This is a genomic window from Aeromicrobium erythreum (assembly GCF_001509405.1).
Classification (GTDB): Bacteria; Actinomycetota; Actinomycetes; order Propionibacteriales; family Nocardioidaceae; genus Aeromicrobium; species Aeromicrobium erythreum.
The window spans coordinates 2,266,248-2,284,336 of the sequence record NZ_CP011502.1; the positions used below are offsets into that span (position 1 = coordinate 2,266,248).

Consider the following 18,089-nt stretch of genomic DNA (forward strand, 5'->3'; position numbering starts at 1 on the left):
AGGTGGGCGCGACGACGCGGCGTCACTCGGGCTTGATCTGGTCCCAGACCTCGTCGGACTCCGCGCGCTCGGCCGTCCGCGCCGCCTCGCGCTCGGCCTCGCGGTCGCGCTTCTTGGCGTCCTGCGCGTACAGGTCGACGTACTCCTGGCCGGAGAGCCGCATGATCTCGTACATGATCTCGTCGGTGACGGCCCGCAGGATGAACCGGTCGCCCTCCAGCCCCTCGTAGCGGCTGAAGTCGAGCGGCTCGCCGAAGCGGACACCGGGCCGGGCCATCCGCCCGAAGACCTTGCCGGGAGGAGCCACGACGTCGGTGTTGATGACCGCGAGCGGGATCACCGGCACGCCGGACTCGAGCGCGATGCGCGCCACGCCCGTGCGTCCGCGGTAGAGCTTGCCGTCGTGGGAGCGGGTGCCCTCGGGGTAGATCCCGCAGACCTCGCCCTCCGACAGCAGGCGCAGCTGCGTGGCGATCGCGCCGGCGGCGGCGGACCCGCTCGACCGGTCGATCGGCACCTGGCCGGCGCCGGAGAAGAACTTCTTCTGGAACCAGCCCTTGATGCCGGGGGTCTCGAAGTACTCGGCCTTCGCCACGAACGTCACGCGCCGCGGGATCACCAGCGGCATGAACAACCAGTCGCTGTAGGACAGGTGGTTGCTCGCGAGGATGACCGCGCCCTCCTTGGGCACGTTCTCGGTGCCCTCGGCCCACGGCCTGAAGATCAGCTTCAGCAGCGGACCCAGGGCCAGGAACTTCAGGAACCAGTAGAACAACGTCGCCTCCTCAGCGTCACCCGGACACTACCGCGATCCGGGGGGTGTGCGGCGGCGACACCGTGGGAGAGGATGGTTCCATGAGCCCGTCCCCCACCGTCGTGCCCGGAGCCGAGCCCTTCGCCCACGACGCCGGCCGCGTCGGTGTCCTGCTCAGCCACGGCTTCACCGGGTCCCCCGCGTCGATGGTCGACTGGGGCCGCGACCTCGCCGAGCGCGGGTACACCGTCCGGGTGCCGCGGTTGCCCGGGCACGGCACCACGTGGCAGGAGATGAACCGCACCACCTGGCGCGACTGGTACGGCGCCCTCGACCACGAGCTCGACGTCCTGCGGGAGCGGTGCGACGCCGTCGTCGTGGCCGGGCTGTCGATGGGCGGCTGCCTCGCGCTGCGCCTGGCCGAGCAGCGGCCCGCCGACGTCGCGGGCGTGGTGCTCGTGAACCCGGCGGTCGCGTCGCGCGACCCGCGGCTCAAGGCGGTGCCCGTGCTCAAGCACATGCTGCCGTCCATGGCCGCGATCGGCGGCGACATCAAGAAGCCCGGGGTCAGCGAGGGCGCCTACGACCGCACACCGCTGCGCGCGCTGCACTCGATGATGCAGCTGTGGGACGACGTCCGCGACGGCCTCGACCGCGTGCAGTCCCCCGTGCTGTTCTTCCGCTCCGTCGAGGACCACGTCGTCGACGACAGCACCCTGGCGCTCGTGCGCGAGGGCGTGCGACCCGACCTCCTGACCGTGGTCGAGCTGACCGACAGCTACCACGTCGCGACCGTCGACCACGACGCCCCGCTGATCCGGGAGCGGTCCGCCGCGTTCGTCGCGGAGATCACGGGTGGGATCACGGACGGGGTCGACCGTGGCTGACCGCGACGACCGCACGCCCGACGACGACGGCGAGGCGCGACGCAGCAGCGACCGCGACGCCTTCGACGCGATCGTCGAGCGGCTCGACCTCGACCTGCCGTTCCCCCTCGGGGTCGCGCAGCCCGCAGAGCCGGAGCCCGAGCCCGAGCCGGTCGAGCTCGACGACCAGCCCGACCCGGTCGACGAGCAGTTCTACCGCCACGTCCGGCCGGGGCCGGCACGGCCGCTGCACCGGGGTCGCGCGACCGCCTGGGCGGGCCTGGTGGGCTCGCCCCTCCTGCTCGTGCTCGCGACGGTCGGCGGCAGCTGGTTGTCGCGCCCCGTGCTGCTGGGCGCGGCGCTCACCTTCGTCGCTTCGGCGATCTACCTGATCGCGCAGCTGCCCGAACACGGACCCGGGCAGCAGGATTGGCCGGACGACGGCGCCGCGCTGTGAGACGGGCCATGTCGGCCGCGCCGATGAGACCCGCCTCGGGCCCGAGGTGCGCGCGGACGATCCGCGCCTCCGAGCGGTAGCCGCGCCCCGTCAGGGTCCGCGAGTAGGCCTCCCGCGCGGGGCCGAGGAGCATCTCGCGGGCGTCGCTCACGCCGCCGCCGACCACGAAGAGGCCGGGGTCGAGCGCGGCGGCGAGGTTCGCCATCCCGACGCCGAGCCAGTCGCCGACCTCGGCGATCCAGGCGATCGCCTCCTCGTCGCCGGACTCCGCCAGGGGCGTCACGTGCGCACCCTCGACCCGCTCGGGTCCGCCGGCCGCCTCGGCCAGACGTCGGCCGATGGGCGAGCCCTCCGCCACGGCGGCCGCAGCGCGTCGCCCGAGCACGCGGCCGCTCGCGTACTGCTCCCAGCAGCCCAGGTTGCCGCACTCGCAGGCGTTGCCGCCCGGCACGACCTGCATGTGGCCGAACTCGCCGGCGATGCCGAAGTGTCCGCGGTAGGGCAGGCCGTCGATGACGAGCGCCCCGCCGATGCCGGTGCCCAGCGTGATGAGGACCAGGTCGGGCTCGTTCTGCGCCGCGCCGAAGCGCCACTCCGCCCACCCGCTGGTGTTGGCGTCGTTGTCGACCATGACGGGCAGCATCGTGCGACGCGCCACCCGGTCGCGCAGCGGCTCGTGCCGCCACGCGAGGTGGGGCGCGAAGAGCACGGTCGACTGCGACGCGTCGACGAAGCCGGCGGCGCCGATGCCGACGGCCTTGACCGGCAGCTCGGCGCGGAACTCGGCGGTGATTTCGACGATCGCGTCGAGCACGGCCTCGGGCTCCGTCGTCGGCGTCTCGCGCCGCGTGCGGGCGATGACCCGGCCGTCCTCGTCGACCACGCCGGCCGCGATCTTGGTACCGCCGATGTCGATGCCGACGGCGAGCCTGTCCGCCACGTCAGTCTCCTGTCCGGTCGGCGGGGGCCGACGTGCTGGTGGTGCGGTCGGACGCGGCACGCCCGAGGTCGGCCGCGCCGACGATGCCGGCCTCGTTGCCGAGCGTCGCGAGCCGGACCTCGGCCACACGCCGGTGGAAGCGGGCGGGCAGGTGCTCCTCGAACGCTGCCCTGACCGGTCCCAGCACGAGGTCGCCGGCCGCGCCCACGCCCCCGCCGATGACGATGACGGTGGGGTCGAGGACGGCGGCGAGCGAGGCGCAGCCCTCGCCGATCCAGGTGCCGAGGTCGTGCAGCAGGTCGACGCACAGGGGGTCGCCCTGCTGGGCGAGGTCGGTGACCATCGGGCCCGTGATCGCGTCGACGCCGCCCGCGCGGGCGAGCAGGGCCGCCGCCGTCGGGTCGTCGGACGCCGCGCGCTCCCGCGCGTCGTGAACGAGGGCGCTGCCGCTCGCGTACTGCTCGAAGCAGCCGTGCTGGCCGCACCCGCACAGCCGGCCGTCGCGCACCAGCCGCAGGTGGCCGACCTCGGCGGCGGCGCCGAAGCCGCCCCGCACGAGGTCACCGTCCTGGATCACGCCGCCACCGACGCCGGTGCCGATCGTCACGAGCAGCAGGTCGTCGGAGTCGGCGCCGGCACCGAAGCGGTACTCGCCCCACGCCGCGGCGTTCGCGTCGTTCTCGACGACGACCGGCAGGTCGAGCAGCCGCGCGATGTCCGCACCGAGGGGCTCGTCGCGCCAGTCGATGTTCGGCGCGAACGTGACCGTCGAGCGGTCGGCGGAGACGAAGCCCGCCGCACCCACGCCGATGCCGGCGACCGGCGCCGTGGCACGGTCGCGCAGGCGGTCGACGAGGTCGGCCACGAGCGCCGCGATCTTGCCGCCGGCCGGGGTGGGCTCGGAGACGCTGTCGAGGATCGTGCCGTCGGCGTCGACGAGCCCGGCGGCGACCTTGGTGCCACCGATGTCGACGCCCACGCCGAGGGTCGGCGGGCGGTCCGTGCTGCGCTGACCCGTCATGGGCGCGTCTCCTCCTCGTCGTCGGCCGGTGCGGCCGTGCGGGTGGCGGCCTCGAAGGCGTCGCGCACCGTCCGGGCGAGGTGGAGGGCCGCCAGCGCGACCTCCTCAACCACCTCGGGGTTGTCCTTCACGAAGCCGACCACCTGGCACACCGGGCACCAGCTCGTGGTGCAGACGTGCTGCGACCCGGCCTCGGTCCCTGTGTGGTCAGGTGCCGGGGCGTCGGGGTCCGGTGCGTCGCGCACGGCGTCGGCGACCGACTCGGTGTCGACGGCGAGCGCGCGGAGCAGCTTCAGGGTCTCCTGCCCGAGGGACCCGACCTCGTCCTCAGGCAAGGCTCTCGACCCGCTGCTTCAACCCGCTCAGCGCCGCGTCGATGATGACCTTCTCCGCCTTGCGCTTGAGCGTGCCGAGCAACGGCACGGCCACGTCGACGGCCAGCTGGTAGGTGACCCGCGTCCCGCCGTCGACCACCGCGAGCGCGTAGGTGCCGTCGAGCGCGGTCAGGACCGTGGCCTTCTCGGCGAGACGCCACGACACCGACCGGTCGCCGTCCCACGTGTAGAGCAGCTCGTAGGTGTCGCGGATCGGTGCGGCGTCGAGCGTGAAGCGCACGTGGTCGGCGCGTCCGTCGGCACCGGTGGCCAGCACGTCGGCCTGGCGCACGCCCGTGGCCCACGCCGGGTAGGCGTCGAAGTCGGCGATGACCGCCATGACGGCGGAGGGCGCGGCATCGATGACGATGTCGCTGGTCGTGCGCGCCATGCAGCCCTCCTCGGTCGGTCGGATCCTCATCGTAGTGGGACGGCGCGTCGCCGCCGCCCCACGCCTCCGGTGCGGCGTCGACGGCGAGTAGCCTGCGCTACGTGACTGCTGCGGACGATGCCACCCGAGTCCCCGCCGCCTCGCCGGCGTCGACCGACCAGGGCAACCTGACCGACGACGTCCTCGACCGGCTCGCACGCGACCCCGACGCGGTCGCCCTGGCGCGCCGCGGGCCCGACGGATGGTCCGACGTGAGCATCGGTGCGTTCCACGCCGACGTCGTCGCGGTCGCCAAGGGCCTGCTCGCCGCCGGCGTGCGCCCGGGCGACCGCGTGGCGCTGCTGTCGCGCACCCGCTACGAGTGGACGCTGGTCGACTACGCGATCTGGTGGGCCGGTGCCGTCACGGTGCCGATCTACGAGACGTCCTCGGCCGAGCAGATCTCGTGGATCCTCTCCGACTCCGGCGCCGTCGCCGCCGTGGTCGAGAGCCCGCACCACCGCGAGCGCGTCGACTCCGTGCGCGACGCGACGGCCGCCCTCCAGCACGTCTGGTGCCTGGACGACGGTGGCCTCGACACCGTCCGCGCGCAGGCGTCGCAGGTCGACGACGCGCAGCTCGAGCAGGCGCGCTCGACGCTCACGCCCGACTCGCTCGCCACCCTCATCTACACGTCTGGCACGACCGGGCGGCCGAAGGGCTGCCGGCTCACGCACGGCAACTTCCGCGCCGAGCTGGGCGGCGCCCTCGAGCGGCTGCCGGAGCTGTTCGGCCGCGAGGGTGCCTCCACCCTGCTGTTCCTCCCGCTGGCGCACGTCTTCGCGCGGATCATCCAGGTCGGCGCCATCCGCTCCGGCGCGCGGCTCGGGCACACCGCCGACGTCAAGGACCTCGTGGCCGACCTCGGCGAGTACCAGCCCACCTTCGTGCTCGCCGTGCCGCGCGTCTTCGAGAAGGTCTTCAACTCCGCCAGCACGAAGGCCTACGCCGACGGCAAGGGCCGCATCTTCGACCGCGCGGTGGCGACGGCCATCGCCTACAGCAAGGCGCAGGACGCGACGACACGTCGCGGCGCACCGAAGCGCGTCGGGCCGGTGCTCGCCGCGCGGCACGCCCTCTTCGACCGGCTCGTCTACGGCAAGCTCCGGGCGGCGCTCGGCGGCCACGCCGAGTGGGCCATCTCCGGCGGCGCGCCCCTCGGCGACCGGCTCGCGCACTTCTACCGCGGCATCGGGGTCACCGTCCTGGAGGGCTACGGCCTCACCGAGACCACCGCGGCCCTGTGCGTCAACACGCCGACCGCCCAGCGCGTCGGGACCGTCGGCCGCCCGTTCCCCGACACCGAGGTGCGGATCGCCGACGACGGCGAGCTGCTGTTCCGCGGCCCGCAGGTCTTCCACGGCTACTGGGAGAACGACGAGGCCACCGCCGCCGCTCTCGACGCCGACGGCTGGTTCGCCACCGGCGACCTCGGCGACGTCGACGACGACGGCTACGTGCGCGTCACCGGCCGCAAGAAGGAGATCATCGTCACCGCCGGCGGGAAGAACGTCGCCCCGGCGGTGCTGGAGGACCGGGTCCGGGCGCACCCCGTCGTGAGCCAGTGCCTCGTCGTGGGCGACGGCAAGCCGTTCATCGCCGCGCTCGTCACCATCGACCGCGAGGCATGGGACGGCCCCCTGGACTCCCCCGAGCTCGAGGCCGCCGTCCAGTCGGCGGTCGACGACGCGAACTCGCTGGTCTCCCAGGCTGAGTCGATCCGCAAGTTCGTGATCCTCGAGGAGGACTGGACCGAGGAGAACGGCTACCTCACGCCGTCGTTCAAGGTGAAGCGCACCGCGGTGCTGCGCGACCTTCACGACACCGTCGAGGCGCTCTTCTCCAGGTAGGCCCGCCACTGCGTGGTGATCTGCGCGACGCTGAGCCCCAGGTGACGCCGTGCGGCGTCGTCGACGTCGGCGCCGTCGCGCACCGACTCGTAGAAGGCGACGATGCTCTCGTTCGAGCGCTCCTGCGCAAGCATGCGGAACACGAGCCAGGCCGACTCGTACACGGCACCCAGCCCGTGCCCGCCCGCTGCGGCGAACGTGTCGGCGTCGGGCAGGGTGCGCGGCGGACCGTCGGCCCGGACCTGAGCGAGCGCCTGCCCCGCGCTGACGGCGAGCGGCGCGTCGTCGCGGCGCAGCGCCACGTAGTCGGCGAAGCCCTCCGCCACCCACGTGACCATCGACGTCCCCACCGCGCCGGTGAGCAGGTGGGCCGCCTCGTGGGTGATGACGACCTGCCGGGCCCGTGCGTCCATGTCGGCGAAGAGGTCGGGGTTCAGCACGATGACGCGGGCGGTCCCGGTCGTGCCGTCGACGGTCGTCGTCACGCCGGCGATCGCCGCCACCTCGTCCTGGGTCTCCCCCACCAGCGCCGCGGTGGTCGCCCGTGAGCGCGGCGCGACCACCGTGAGGCGTCCGTCGGCGTCGGCGACCGTCGCGCGCACGGCACGGTCGGCGCGCGTGGCGGCGGCGAGCGCGTCGAGGTCGGGCACGCCGCCGTCGACGCTGACGACGCGCACGTCGTCGGGACCCTCGCCCACCCGCACCTCACCTGCCAGCCACAGCGGCAGACGGTCCTGCCCGACGTTGGTGGCGCTGCGGACGGCGAACGTCCCGTCGCGCTGGGGGTCGAGCCGCAGACCGACCCGGCTCGACCGCACGGCCGTCCCTGCCACGGGCGAGTCGGCCCCGGCCCGCCAGGACACCTCGACGGTGGCCAGCGTCGAGCCGTCGGCGCGGTCGGCGACGTCGCCGCCGGAGAGGTAGCGCAGCGTCACCGACTCCACGCCGAGGTCGCGGCGGGCGTCCCACGCCTCCTGAGCGAACGTGCGGGCCCGAGCGGTCGACCCCGCTGCGGCGACGAACGCCTGCTCGGTGTCGGCGTCGGACAGGGCCTGCAGCTGGTCGGCCAGCACGGCGCGTGCGTCGGCGGGCACCGCGACGGGCGCGGGAGCGGCGGCCGGCTGCCCGGCCCAGGGTCGCTGCCACAGCAGCACCGCCGCGGCGACGGCCACGAGGACGGCGACGGCCACGACGTTGGCCGACGGCCTCCTCATGGCCGACGCGGGTGGGTCATCGCAGGGTCAGCCGACGCGGCCGGCCATGGTGAAGCCGATGGAGAGCGTGGTGATCTCGACCGTCTTGCCCGGACGCGGTGCGTGGATGACCTTGCCGTCGCCGAGGTAGATGCCGTCGTGCGACATGTCGGGGAAGAACACGATGTCGCCGGGCTGGACCTGGCTGATCGGCACGGGCTGCGAGGCCTGGTACTGCGGCCCGACGACGCGCGGCAGCGACGCGCCGGCGGCCTCGAAGGACTTCATGACCAGGCCCGAGCAGTCGTAGCCGTCGGGGCCGACGCCACCGTAGATGTACGGCTTGCCGAGCTGGGCCATCGCGAACTGGATGGCGGCGGCGCCGCGTCCGCTGGCCTCGACCGTGAAGTCGACGGTGGTGTCGCTCTTCGTGAGCGTCTTCTGCTGCGGGGCGGACAGCCGCGACAGGGCCGTCTTCGCCTCCTGGTAGCGGCTCTCGATCTCGTCGCGCTTCGCGTCGGCACGGTCGCGGTCGCGGTCGAGCTCGGCCTTGCGCTCCTTGAGCAGCGTGCGCCGGTTCTTGAGCTCCTGCGCGGTGGCGGCGAACGCCTCGACGGCGTCGGCGCGGGTGCTGTTGAGGGCCTGGACGGCGCCGAGGCCCTCGAGGAACTGCTGCGGGTCCTTGCTGCCGAAGAGGCTCGCGGTCGGGCCGAGCGGGTTGTCGAGCTGCTGCTGCACGACGGACGCGCCGAGCGCCTTGCGCTGACGCTCGTACACGGCGAGCTGGTCGGCGATGTCGGCGTCGAGGTCGGCGATCTCGGCGCGCGCCTCCTTGACGTCCTCCTCGAGCTGGTTGGCCTGCTCGTTCGCGACCTCGGCCTCGTGGAACGCCTTCTCGACGTCGGCGGGGGTGACGCGGTCGGCCTGCGCGGGGCCGACGACGCCGAGCGTCGCTCCGACCGTCAGGACGGCGACCGCGGCGGCGGTGCGATGGGTGCGGGTCGTCCGGGGCATGCCTCGTCGGTGCACGTGTGCTCTCTCCAGTGTCCTCGTCGCCTACCGGGTGAGCTGACGGGTTCGGGCCAAGGTCTGCCCTACGCGACGCCGTGCGGGACGGCGCCACGATTCACCCCAGGAACATGGTTCCCCGGTCCGGCCTGGACGTCTTCCCCACGTCCGGGCCAGTTCGGCGGTGCGTCCGATGCCGCTCAGGGTGAGCAGCATGCTCCGGTCGCACAGAGGCCGAGTCTAGCCGACGGGGGGTCGCGTCGAGGAGGGGTTCCCACGGCGAGCCGCGTCACCCTGCCTGCACGTCGGGGCCCGACAGCGGGGTCACGAGCCGCAGCGGCGGGACGAGCCCCTCGTCGGCGAGGGCCGTGAGCGCCGCCATCTCCTCCGGCGCCACCTCCACCCCCTGCGGCGGCCCCCCGAGCAGGACGCTCACCACGCAGTCGCCGCACGCGCTGGCACTGCGCACCAGGCAGCTGTCGCAGTCGATGACGACGGATTCACTGTTCATGCCCACGACGCTAGACAGCGGTCCCGACAGAAACCCCTGCGTGCTTCGTGCGCCGTGCGCCGGGCTGCGGCGCTGTCTGCGGCGGGTCTCGACCTGCTGGTGCGCTGCCGCGGTGGGTCTCGTCGTGCTGGTGCGCTGCCGCGGGGGTCTCGTCCTGCTGGTGCGCTGCCGCGGGGGTCTCGTCCTGCTGGTGCGCTGCCTCGGTTGGCGCTGGGTATGGTCTCCGAAAGGCCTCGACCGGGCGGCTGGGCGGGCGGCGGCTCTGGTTCTCGGGCTGTGGCCCCCATTGGACACAAGAATCTGCGTTCGTGCGTTGGGACTCCAAGGCTTCTGCGTTTGCTACGGGATCCCGTCACCAACGTAGAAGCGTTCGACTTCCACGCGCGAACGAAGAATCTTGGGTGCCCTCGGGGGTGGGGTGGGCAGCGCTTCTCCCTTCTCGTGGCACGGTCCACGAGAAGGGAGAACCTCTGCGACGTCTGGCCCCCTCAGTGGTGGATCTGCCACCTATAGAGCGCTCAGAAGGTTGCAGGTCCACCGATGGCCCGCGCAAACGCAGAATCTTGCGCCCCCAACGGGAGCCACAGCCCGAGAACCCGAGCCGCCGTCGCACCCAGCCGCCCGGTCGAGGCCCTTTCGGAGCGCAGGTCGACGAGAAGCCGCACCGGCGCAGCCCCACCCGAGAGAGAACCCGCACCGACGCAGCCGCAGGTCGAGAGAGAAGCCGCACCGACGCAGCCGCAGGACGCCCCCCGTCCCCCAGGAGCCCCGACTCTGTCCGACCCCACGCCTACGGTCACCTCCGTGACCAGCCAGCCCACGCGACCCGTGCACCACCAGGCCAGCTTCGAGGAGCTGGGGCGGCCGTTGAGCGACGTCACGTTCTGCGTGGTCGACCTCGAGACGACGGGCGGGTCGCCGAAGGCGGGGGCGCGCATCACGGAGATCGGCGCGGTCAAGGTGCGCGGTGGCGAGGTGTTGGGCGAGCTGCAGACGCTCGTGAACCCCGAGGAGAGCATCCCTGCGTTCATCACGGTGCTCACGGGCATCACCGACGCGATGGTGGTGCAGGCCCCGCGGATCGCCGAGGCGCTGCCCAGCTTCCTCGAGCTCGCGGCGGGCAGCGTGCTGGTGGCGCACAACGCGCCCTTCGACGTCGGCTTCCTCAAGCACAACGCCCGCGAGCTGGGCATCCCGTGGCCGCGGTTCGAGGTGCTCGACACCGCCGTGCTCGCGCGGCGGGCACTGCTGCGCGAGGAGGTGCGCAACGTGAAGCTCTCGACGCTCGCCGCGCACTTCGGTGCCGGCACGACCCCCGACCACCGGGCCCTGCACGACGCCCGCGCCACCGTCGACGTGCTGCACGGGCTGTTCGAGCGGCTCGGCTCGCTCGGCGTGCACACCCTCGAGGACGCGGTCACGTTCACCTCGAAGGTGACGCCCGAGCAGCGACGCAAGCGTCACCTCGCGCAGCACCTGCCGCACGAGCCGGGGGTCTACCTCTTCCGCGACGCGCGCGACGACGTGCTCTACGTCGGCACGTCGCGCGACCTGCGCAAGCGGGTCGGCAGCTACTTCACCGCCGCGGAGACGCGCACCCGGATGGGCGAGATGGTCAAGCTCGCCGAGCGCGTCGACGCCGTCGTCTGCGCCACCGCGCTCGAGGCGCGGGTGCGCGAGCTGCGGCTCATCGCCGCGCACCGCCCCCCGTACAACCGACGGTCGCGCTTCCCCGAGCGCCAGTCGTGGATCAAGCTGACCCGCGAGCCCTGGCCGCGGCTGTCGATGGTGCGTCGCGTGCTCGACGACGACGCCGTGTACGTGGGTCCCTTCGGCCACCGCAGCCAGGGCGAGCTGGCCCTGGCCGCGCTGCACGAGACGTTCCAGGTGCGTCAGTGCACCACCCGCATGGGCCGTCGACCGCGGGGCAGCACGTGCGCCCTGGCCGACCTCGGACGCTGCCTCGCGCCCTGCACCGGCGACCTCGACCCCGACGTCTACGCCACCGAGGTCGCCCGCCTCGACGCCGCGCTCACGGGCGACCCCGCCGAGGTCGTCGAGCGGCTGCGCGCCCGCATGGGCGAGCTCGGGGCGCAGCAGCGCTACGAGGAGGCGGCGCAGGTGCGCGACCGGTTGGCCGCGTCGCTGCGGGCCGTCGACCGCACCCAGCGGCTGCGGCAGCTCACCGACGTCGCCGAGCTCGTGGCGGCCGCACCGGCGGAGAAGGGCTGGGAGGTGCACGTCGTGCGTCACGGCCGGCTCGCCGCCGCCGGCCTGCTCCCCCGGCACGTGCACCCCGCCGCCTGGGTCGACACGCTGCTCGCCACCGCCGAGGACGTGCCCACGCCCGGCAACGGCACCCATCCGGCGCCGGCGGCGTCGGTCGAGGAGACCGAGACGCTCCTGCGCTGGCTCGAGTCCCCGGGCGTGCGCATGGTGCGCGGGTCGTGGCAGGTCCCGACGGCCGGCGCGGCCCGGCACGTCGCCGCCCTCCCGACGGAGTCCGACGACCAGCGCGCCACGCGGTCTAGGCTGTCGGCGTGATCACCGCCATCGTCTTCATCCAGGCCGAGGTGTCCCGGCTGTCCGAGACCGCCGCGCAGATCGCCGACCTCGACGGGGTGAGCGAGGTGTACTCCGTCACGGGCGACCTCGACCTCGTCGCGATGGTGCGGGTGCCGCGGATCGACGACGTCTCCGCGGTCGTCGCCGACCGGCTCAACAAGGTCGACGGCGTGCTGTCGACGCAGACGCAGATCGCGTTCCAGACCTTCAGCCGGCACGACCTCGAGGACGCGTTCAGCATCGGGCTCTGAGCCGACGGCTGCTCAGTCGGTCGGTGCCAGCTCCTGCGTGACAGCGGACCAGCGGGCCAGCACGTCGCGCGCGGCCCCGGAGTCGATCGACGCCCGCGCCCGCTCGACACCTGCAGCCAGGCGTTCCAGCAGCGGTCCGCTGCCGCCGTCGTAGGCCGCGAGGGCAGCACCCGCGTTCAGCAGCACGGCGTCGCGGACGGGCGAGACCTCGCCGTCGAGGATCCGGCGGAACACGTCGGCGTTGTGCACGGGGTCGCCGCCGCGCAGCGCCTCGGGCGACGACAGCGAGAACCCGAGCTCGCGCGGGTCGAGCACCTCCTCCACGACGCCGGCGCCCACGACCGTCCACACGCGAGTGGTGGTCGTCGTGGTGATCTCGTCGAGACCGTCGTCGCCACGGAAGACGAACGCGTCGTCGCCGCGGTCGGCGAAGACCTGCGCCATGAGCGGTGCCGTGCGCAGGTCGGAGCACCCGACCGCCGACGCCTGCGGACGCGCGGGGTTGACCAGCGGGCCGAGGACGTTGAACGGGGTGGCGATGCCGATCTCGCGCCGCGGCGGGCCGGTGAAGCGCAGCCCCGGGTGGAACAGCGGGGCGAAGCAGAAGGTGATGCCGGCGCGCTCGAGCACCGCCGGCACCGACGCGGCCCGCACGTCGAGCCGCACGCCCAGCACCTGGAACACGTCGGCGGTGCCGCTCTGGCTCGACGCGGCGCGGTTGCCGTGCTTGACGACGGGGGCGCCCGCACCGGCCGCCGTGACGGCCGACATGGACGAGATGTTGACCGTCTTGGCCCGGTCGCCACCCGTGCCGACGATGTCGACCACCCGGCCGGGGACGTCGACGAGGACGGCGTGCGACAGCAGCGCGTCGACGAGTCCCTGCAGCTCGGCCTGGGAGATGCCCTTCGCGCGCAGCGCCACCGCGAACGCGGCGATCTGCGCCGGCGTGCTCTCGCCCTCGAGGATCGCCGCCATCGCCCACGCGGTCGACCCGGAGTCCAGGTCGCGGCCTCCGACGAGCTCGTCGAGCACGTCGGGCCAGGTGCGCGCGCTCACCCCGGCTGCAGCACGGAGCGCGCGAGGTCGACGAAGACCTCGGCGAGCCGCAGCGGGTCGATCGGGTGGGACACGGCGGCGTCGGCGCGCGACCAGGTCGCGAGCCAGGCGTCCTGCGGGCGGCCGGTCAGCACGAGCACCGGCGGCGCCTGGAAGATCTCGTCCTTCATCTGCCGCGCCACGCCGAGTCCGCCGACGGGCGTCGACTCGCCGTCGAGGACGACGAGGTCCGGACGACGACGGGCGTCGTCGAGGTACTGCCAGACGACCGGCTCCGTCGCGCACTCGACGAACTCGACCTCGGGGAGGTCGGGGTGCGGGCGCGTGCCCAGCGCTGCCATGACGGCGTTCCGCACGTCTCGGTCATCGCTGTAGACCAGGACTCGGAACCTGCTGCGCTCGGTCACGTGGGAATCGTACATAATGAGCGCGTGGCCACTACTTCCGTGATCCCCGCGTCCCGACTCCACGGCACCGAGGGGCGTCCCTCCATGGTGACGGTGGGCACGATCGTCTGGCTCTCCAGCGAGCTGATGTTCTTCGCCGGCCTCTTCGCCGCGTACTTCACCGTCAAGAACGTCACGCCCGCGCTCTGGGACCAGGAGACGCAGCTGCTGAACGTGCCGTTCGCGGCCGTCAACACCTCGATCCTCGTGCTGTCGTCGCTGACCTGCCAGTTCGGCGTCTTCGCGGCCGAGCGCGGCCGTCCCGGACGCACGGGGACGCTGCTGCAGTTCCGCAAGTGGGGCATGCGCGAGTGGTTCGTGCTCACCTACGTCATGGGCGCGATCTTCATCGGCGGCCAGGCCTTCGAGTACGCCGAGCTCGTCCACGAGGGCGTGACCATCCCGTCCTCGGCCTACGGCTCCCTCTTCTACCTCGCCACCGGCTTCCACGGCATCCACGTCGTCGGTGGTCTGCTGGCCTTCCTGCTGGTGATCGGCCGCACGTTCGTCGCCCGCCGCTTCACGCACGAGCAGGCCATCTCCGCGATCGTCGTGTCGTACTACTGGCACTTCGTCGACATCGTCTGGGTCGCCCTGTTCGCGACCATCTACCTGATCCGCTGACGCCTGCCGCACGGCTCGGCGTTAGGCCAACCTAAGCCTGCGGACCTGGCAGAACGCTAGGTACGCTGGTTACCCCTGACAGGAATGAGGTTCTCGGTGCGCACTCTGTCGACCCGCCGCCGTCACCCCCTCGCCGGACTCGTCGTCCTGGTGCTCGGTCTCGTGGCCGCTGCCGGGCTCTGGTCCGCGCTCGCCCCGAAGCCCGCCCAGGCGGAGCAGTACACGGCACGCGACGTCGAGGCGGGGCGCGAGCTCTTCCTCATCGGCTGCGCCAGCTGCCACGGGCAGAACGCCGAGGGCATCACGACGAAGGACGGCGGCAACTACGGTCCGTCGCTGATCGGCGTCGGCGCCGCTGCCGTCGACTTCCAGGTCGGCACCGGCCGCATGCCGATGGCGCAGAGCGCTCCGCAGGCACCGCGCAAGGCACCCGAGTACGACGCCGAGGAGACCCGCCAGCTGTCCGCGTACATCGCGTCGCTGGCGCCCGGCCCGGCCATCCCGGCCGAGGAGTACCTGAACTACAAGGACGTCGACGTCGAGGGCCTGCGTGAGGGCGGCGAGTTCTTCCGCACCAACTGCACCGCCTGCCACAACTCCGTCGGCGCCGGCGGCGCGCTGCCCAACGGCCGCTACGCCCCGACGCTCAAGGGCGTCAGCGCCAAGCACATCTACGAGGCCATGGTCACCGGTCCGCAGCAGATGCCGGTCTTCAACGACGACCTCATCACCCCTGAGGACAAGCGCAACGTCATCGCCTACATCAAGCGCGTCCAGGAGCAGCCGAACTACGGCGGCCTCGGCGGCGGCGGCCTCGGCCCGGTCGTCGACGGCGTGTTCGTCTGGGTCCTCGGCATCGGCGGTCTGATCGGCTTCGCGATCTGGATCGGTGCCCACGGAGCGCGATCGAAGAAGAAGAAGGCCTGAACGAGATGAGTGACGAGATCCAGTCCCACGACAGCAGCAGCACCCCGGCCCGCACCGAGCCGGTGCAAGACCCGGGCCTGCAGCCGCACCAGTGGCGTCCCACCGACGTCGACCCGGCGCAGGAGCGCCGCGCCGAGCGTCAGATCTCCGGCATGTTCACCGTGGCGGCGCTGCTGTTCGTGCTGTTCGCCGTCTCCTACTTCGCGATCGACTCCGACCAGACGTTCCTCAACTGGTCCGCGTCGAACTTCGCCCTCGGCGCGACGCTCGGCGGCGGTCTGCTGCTGATCGGCGTCGGGATCATCCAGTGGGCCAAGAAGCTCATGGGCGACCACGAGATGGTCGAGATGCGTCACCCGGCCCGCTCCTCCGCCGAGGACCGCGAGGCCGTCATGGCCGACATCAACGCCGGCCTGCGGGAGTCGGGCGTCGGTCGTCGACCGCTCATCCGCAACAGCCTCTTCCTCTCCGTGGGCGCGCTGGCGGTCCCGTCGGTCGTGCTGCTGCGCGACCTCGGCCCGCTCCCCCACGGCCAGGACGAGACGGTCTGGAAGAAGGGCATGCGCGTCGTCAACGACGTCTCGGGCCTGCCCATCCGCCCCGAGGAGATCGAGGTCGGTCAGCTCATCAACGCCGAGCCAGCCGTCTTCTTCCCCGCCGAGGGCGAGGAGGAGGCCGAGGTCCACGGCCACGAGCTCCTCGCGGCCAAGTCGAAGGCCGCCATCATCGTCGTACGCATGCGCCCGGAGGACATCACGCCCTCCGAGGGTCGCGAGAACTGGGGCATCGACGGCATCCTCTGCTACTCCAAGATCTGCACGCACGTCGGCTGCCCGATCTCGCTGTGGGAGCAGCAGACGCACCACCTGCTGTGCCCCTGCCACCAGTCGACGTTCGATCTCGCCGACAACGGCAAGGTCATCTTCGGCCCCGCCCACCGTCCACTGCCGCAGCTGCCGCTCGGTGTGGACTCCGAGGGCTACATCATCGCGATGAGCGACTTCCCCGAGATCGTGGCGCCGAGCTATCCCGAGCTTGCGCGCGACCAGAAGAGACTGGATGGTGAGTCATGAGCACTGACACCTACACGCCGGTCGAGGACACGGGCTTCGGCAAGAAGGCCGCTGGTCCCGTCGGCTGGCTCGACGACCGCCTCGGACTGGCCGGGGTGGCGAAGAAGAACCTGCGCAAGGTCTTCCCGGAGCACTGGTCGTTCATGCTCGGCGAGATCGCCCTGTGGAGCTTCGTCGTGCTGCTGCTCACCGGCGTCTTCCTGACGTTCTGGTTCCAGCCGAGCATGTCCGAGGTCGTCTACGACGGCTCCTACGCCCCGTTCCGTGGGCTGGAGATGTCGCAGGCCTACGCCTCGACGTTGCACATCTCCTTCGACATCCGCGGCGGTCTGCTCATGCGGCAGATCCACCACTGGGCGGCGGCGCTGTTCGTGGGCGCGATGCTCGCCCACATGCTGCGCATCTTCTTCACGGGTGCGTACCGCAAGCCGCGTGAGATCAACTGGCTCATCGGTGTCGGCCTGCTGGCGCTCGGCATGGTCGAGGGCTTCGCCGGCTACTCGCTTCCCGACGACCTGCTCTCGGGCACCGGCCTACGCTTCGTCGACGGCCTGATCCGCTCGATCCCGCTCGTCGGCTCCTACCTGGAGTTCTTCATCTTCGGCGGCGAGTTCCCGGGCGAGGAGATCATCCCCCGCCTGTACATGGCGCACATCCTGCTGATCCCGGCCCTGCTGCTCGGCCTGATCGCCGCGCACATGCTGCTGCTCGTCTACCACAAGCACACGCAGTGGCCGGGCGCCGGACGCACGAACGACAACGTCGTCGGCTACCCGATGCTCCCCGTGTACGCGGCGAAGGCCGGCGGCTTCTTCTTCGTCGTCTTCGGCTTCACCGCCCTCATGGGCGCGCTGGTGCAGATCAACCCGGTGTGGGCGTACGGTCCGTACAACCCGTCGGAGGTCACGGCCGGCTCGCAGCCCGACTGGTACATGGGCTTCTCCGAGGGTCTCGTGCGCATCATGCCGAACTGGGAGAGCACCTTCCTCGGCCACACCTGGAGCTGGAACGTCTTCATCCCGGGTGTCGGTGGACTGGGCCTGCTGTTCACGGTCCTCGCCCTGTGGCCGTTCGTGGAGCGCTGGGTGACCGGCGACCAGCGTGAGCACCACCTGCTGGAGCGTCCGCGCAACGCCCCGACCCGCACGGGTCTCGGCGTGGCCGGCATGACGTTCTACGGTGTCGGCTGGGCTGCCGGCGGCAACGACATCATCGCCACGCAGTTCCACCTGAGCATCAACGCGCTCACGCACATCTTCCGGATCGGCATCTTCCTGTTCCCGGTGATCGCGTTCATCATCACGCGACGGATCTGCATCGGTCTGCAGCGCGCCGACCAGAACAAGATCCTGCACGGCTACGAGACCGGTGTCATCGAGCGTTCGCCCGACGGCAGCTACGCGGAGCGTCACGCCCCGCTCCCGGTCACGGAGCAGTACCGCCTCACCGCGCACGACCGTCTCCCGGCCCTCGAGGCTCCGGCCGAGACGGACGAGAACGGTGTCGCGCTGCCGCACGGCCGGGTCGCGAAGGTCCGCCACCGGGTGCGCTCGTTCTACTACAAGGGTGCGATCGACAAGCCGACGCTCGCCGAGGTCGAGCACGCCGACGAGCACCTGGCCGAGATCGAGGGCCACCCCGTGCACCTCGGTGAGGACTTCCAGGGCGTGTCGGAGACCGGCATCCCGAAGTCGCACTGACCGACCGCACGCACGACGAAGGGCCCCGGAGTATTCCGGG

The 18,089-nt window shown here is 72.2% G+C and carries 19 protein-coding genes and 1 riboswitch; of the genes, 9 read left to right on the forward strand and 10 right to left on the reverse strand.

Translation table 11 applies throughout. The annotated features are described in order from the left end of the window. Positions 1–22: 22 nt before the first annotated feature. Positions 23–775 (reverse strand): lysophospholipid acyltransferase family protein, encoded by a 753-nt coding sequence (locus Aeryth_RS10645; protein ID WP_067858325.1) that lies wholly within the window; start codon positions 773–775, stop codon positions 23–25. 80 nt (positions 776–855) lie between these two features. Here Aeryth_RS10645 and Aeryth_RS10650 point away from each other — a divergent pair, with 80 nt between their 5' ends. Both Aeryth_RS10650 and Aeryth_RS10655 read left to right on the forward strand, forming a co-directional pair. Then, positions 856–1,641: an alpha/beta hydrolase gene (locus Aeryth_RS10650; protein WP_067858328.1), complete on the forward strand. Its 786-nt coding sequence runs from the start codon at positions 856–858 to the stop codon at positions 1,639–1,641. Next, the gene (locus tag Aeryth_RS10655) at positions 1,634–2,077 is read left to right on the forward strand and encodes a hypothetical protein (protein WP_067858330.1); all 444 of its coding nucleotides are present in this window, start codon (positions 1,634–1,636) and stop codon (positions 2,075–2,077) included. The genes Aeryth_RS10650 and Aeryth_RS10655 overlap by 8 nt, the downstream gene beginning before the upstream one ends. Here Aeryth_RS10655 and Aeryth_RS10660 read toward each other — a convergent pair. The 4 genes from Aeryth_RS10660 to Aeryth_RS10675 are packed head-to-tail and all read right to left on the reverse strand — an operon-like array spanning position 1,983 to position 4,803. Further along, entirely contained in the window at positions 1,983–3,017 is a 1,035-nt protein-coding gene (locus tag Aeryth_RS10660) for an ROK family glucokinase (protein ID WP_067858333.1), read from the reverse strand. The two genes, Aeryth_RS10655 and Aeryth_RS10660, sit on opposite strands and share 95 nt — an antisense overlap. Before the next feature lies 1 nt (position 3,018). Continuing rightward, positions 3,019–4,038 carry an ROK family glucokinase gene (locus Aeryth_RS10665; RefSeq protein WP_067858336.1) on the reverse strand — a complete coding sequence of 340 codons (1,020 nt, stop codon included), beginning with the start codon at positions 4,036–4,038 and terminating at the stop codon, positions 3,019–3,021. After that, positions 4,035–4,373 (reverse strand): hypothetical protein, encoded by a 339-nt coding sequence (locus tag Aeryth_RS10670; protein ID WP_067858339.1) that lies wholly within the window; start codon positions 4,371–4,373, stop codon positions 4,035–4,037. The genes Aeryth_RS10665 and Aeryth_RS10670 overlap by 4 nt, the downstream gene beginning before the upstream one ends. After that, positions 4,366–4,803 carry an SRPBCC family protein gene (locus Aeryth_RS10675; RefSeq protein ID WP_067858342.1) on the reverse strand — a complete coding sequence of 146 codons (438 nt, stop codon included), beginning with the start codon at positions 4,801–4,803 and terminating at the stop codon, positions 4,366–4,368. The genes Aeryth_RS10670 and Aeryth_RS10675 overlap by 8 nt, the downstream gene beginning before the upstream one ends. Before the next feature lie 101 nt (positions 4,804–4,904). Between Aeryth_RS10675 and Aeryth_RS10680 the strand changes: the two genes are divergently transcribed. Beyond that, the gene (locus Aeryth_RS10680) at positions 4,905–6,692 is read left to right on the forward strand and encodes an AMP-dependent synthetase/ligase (protein ID WP_083516395.1); all 1,788 of its coding nucleotides are present in this window, start codon (positions 4,905–4,907) and stop codon (positions 6,690–6,692) included. Here the strand turns inward: Aeryth_RS10680 and Aeryth_RS10685 are convergent. The 3 genes from Aeryth_RS10685 to Aeryth_RS10695 form a co-directional block, all read right to left on the reverse strand. Beyond that, complete coding sequence (locus Aeryth_RS10685; protein ID WP_144433752.1) at positions 6,659–7,906, reverse strand: hypothetical protein; 1,248 nt, start codon at positions 7,904–7,906, stop codon at positions 6,659–6,661. The genes Aeryth_RS10680 and Aeryth_RS10685 overlap by 34 nt on opposite strands. Positions 7,907–7,933: 27 nt before the next feature. Continuing rightward, complete coding sequence (locus Aeryth_RS10690; RefSeq protein WP_067858348.1) at positions 7,934–8,899, reverse strand: C40 family peptidase; 966 nt, start codon at positions 8,897–8,899, stop codon at positions 7,934–7,936. Positions 8,900–8,923: 24 nt separating this feature from the next. Beyond that, positions 8,924–9,087, reverse strand: a riboswitch (cyclic di-AMP (ydaO/yuaA leader). Between the two features lie 95 nt (positions 9,088–9,182). Beyond that, on the reverse strand, positions 9,183–9,404 hold the full coding sequence (locus Aeryth_RS10695) for a hypothetical protein (RefSeq protein ID WP_067858351.1): 222 nt from the start codon (positions 9,402–9,404) through the stop codon (positions 9,183–9,185). Between the two features lie 804 nt (positions 9,405–10,208). Here Aeryth_RS10695 and Aeryth_RS10700 point away from each other — a divergent pair. Together Aeryth_RS10700 and Aeryth_RS10705 are read left to right on the forward strand one after the other, a co-directional pair. Beyond that, positions 10,209–11,948 (forward strand): DEDD exonuclease domain-containing protein, encoded by a 1,740-nt coding sequence (locus Aeryth_RS10700; RefSeq protein ID WP_067858354.1) that lies wholly within the window; start codon positions 10,209–10,211, stop codon positions 11,946–11,948. Further along, complete coding sequence (locus tag Aeryth_RS10705; RefSeq protein WP_067858357.1) at positions 11,945–12,220, forward strand: Lrp/AsnC family transcriptional regulator; 276 nt, start codon at positions 11,945–11,947, stop codon at positions 12,218–12,220. The genes Aeryth_RS10700 and Aeryth_RS10705 overlap by 4 nt, the downstream gene beginning before the upstream one ends. 12 nt (positions 12,221–12,232) lie before the next feature. Here the strand turns inward: Aeryth_RS10705 and trpD are convergent, their stop codons facing one another. Continuing rightward, positions 12,233–13,279 carry an anthranilate phosphoribosyltransferase gene (gene trpD / locus Aeryth_RS10710; protein WP_067858360.1) on the reverse strand — a complete coding sequence of 349 codons (1,047 nt, stop codon included), beginning with the start codon at positions 13,277–13,279 and terminating at the stop codon, positions 12,233–12,235. Then, positions 13,276–13,686: a response regulator gene (locus Aeryth_RS18315; RefSeq protein WP_417863350.1), complete on the reverse strand. Its 411-nt coding sequence runs from the start codon at positions 13,684–13,686 to the stop codon at positions 13,276–13,278. Before Aeryth_RS18315 ends, trpD begins: the two co-directional genes overlap by 4 nt. A gap of 24 nt (positions 13,687–13,710) precedes the next feature. On the opposite strand from Aeryth_RS18315, the gene ctaE reads away from it, so the two are divergent. The 4 genes from ctaE to qcrB all read left to right on the forward strand — a co-directional run bounded on the left by ctaE (position 13,711) and on the right by qcrB (position 18,049). Further along, positions 13,711–14,349: an aa3-type cytochrome oxidase subunit III gene (gene ctaE, locus Aeryth_RS10720; protein WP_470207139.1), complete on the forward strand. Its 639-nt coding sequence runs from the start codon at positions 13,711–13,713 to the stop codon at positions 14,347–14,349. 96 nt (positions 14,350–14,445) lie between these two features. Then, the gene (gene qcrC / locus Aeryth_RS10725) at positions 14,446–15,276 is read left to right on the forward strand and encodes a cytochrome bc1 complex diheme cytochrome c subunit (protein WP_067861630.1); all 831 of its coding nucleotides are present in this window, start codon (positions 14,446–14,448) and stop codon (positions 15,274–15,276) included. Positions 15,277–15,281: 5 nt separating this feature from the next. Next, on the forward strand, positions 15,282–16,349 hold the full coding sequence (gene qcrA / locus Aeryth_RS10730) for a cytochrome bc1 complex Rieske iron-sulfur subunit (RefSeq protein WP_067858365.1): 1,068 nt from the start codon (positions 15,282–15,284) through the stop codon (positions 16,347–16,349). Continuing rightward, complete coding sequence (gene qcrB / locus Aeryth_RS18120) at positions 16,346–18,049, forward strand: cytochrome bc1 complex cytochrome b subunit (protein WP_067858368.1); 1,704 nt, start codon at positions 16,346–16,348, stop codon at positions 18,047–18,049. Before qcrA ends, qcrB begins: the two co-directional genes overlap by 4 nt. Positions 18,050–18,089: the final 40 nt, after the last annotated feature.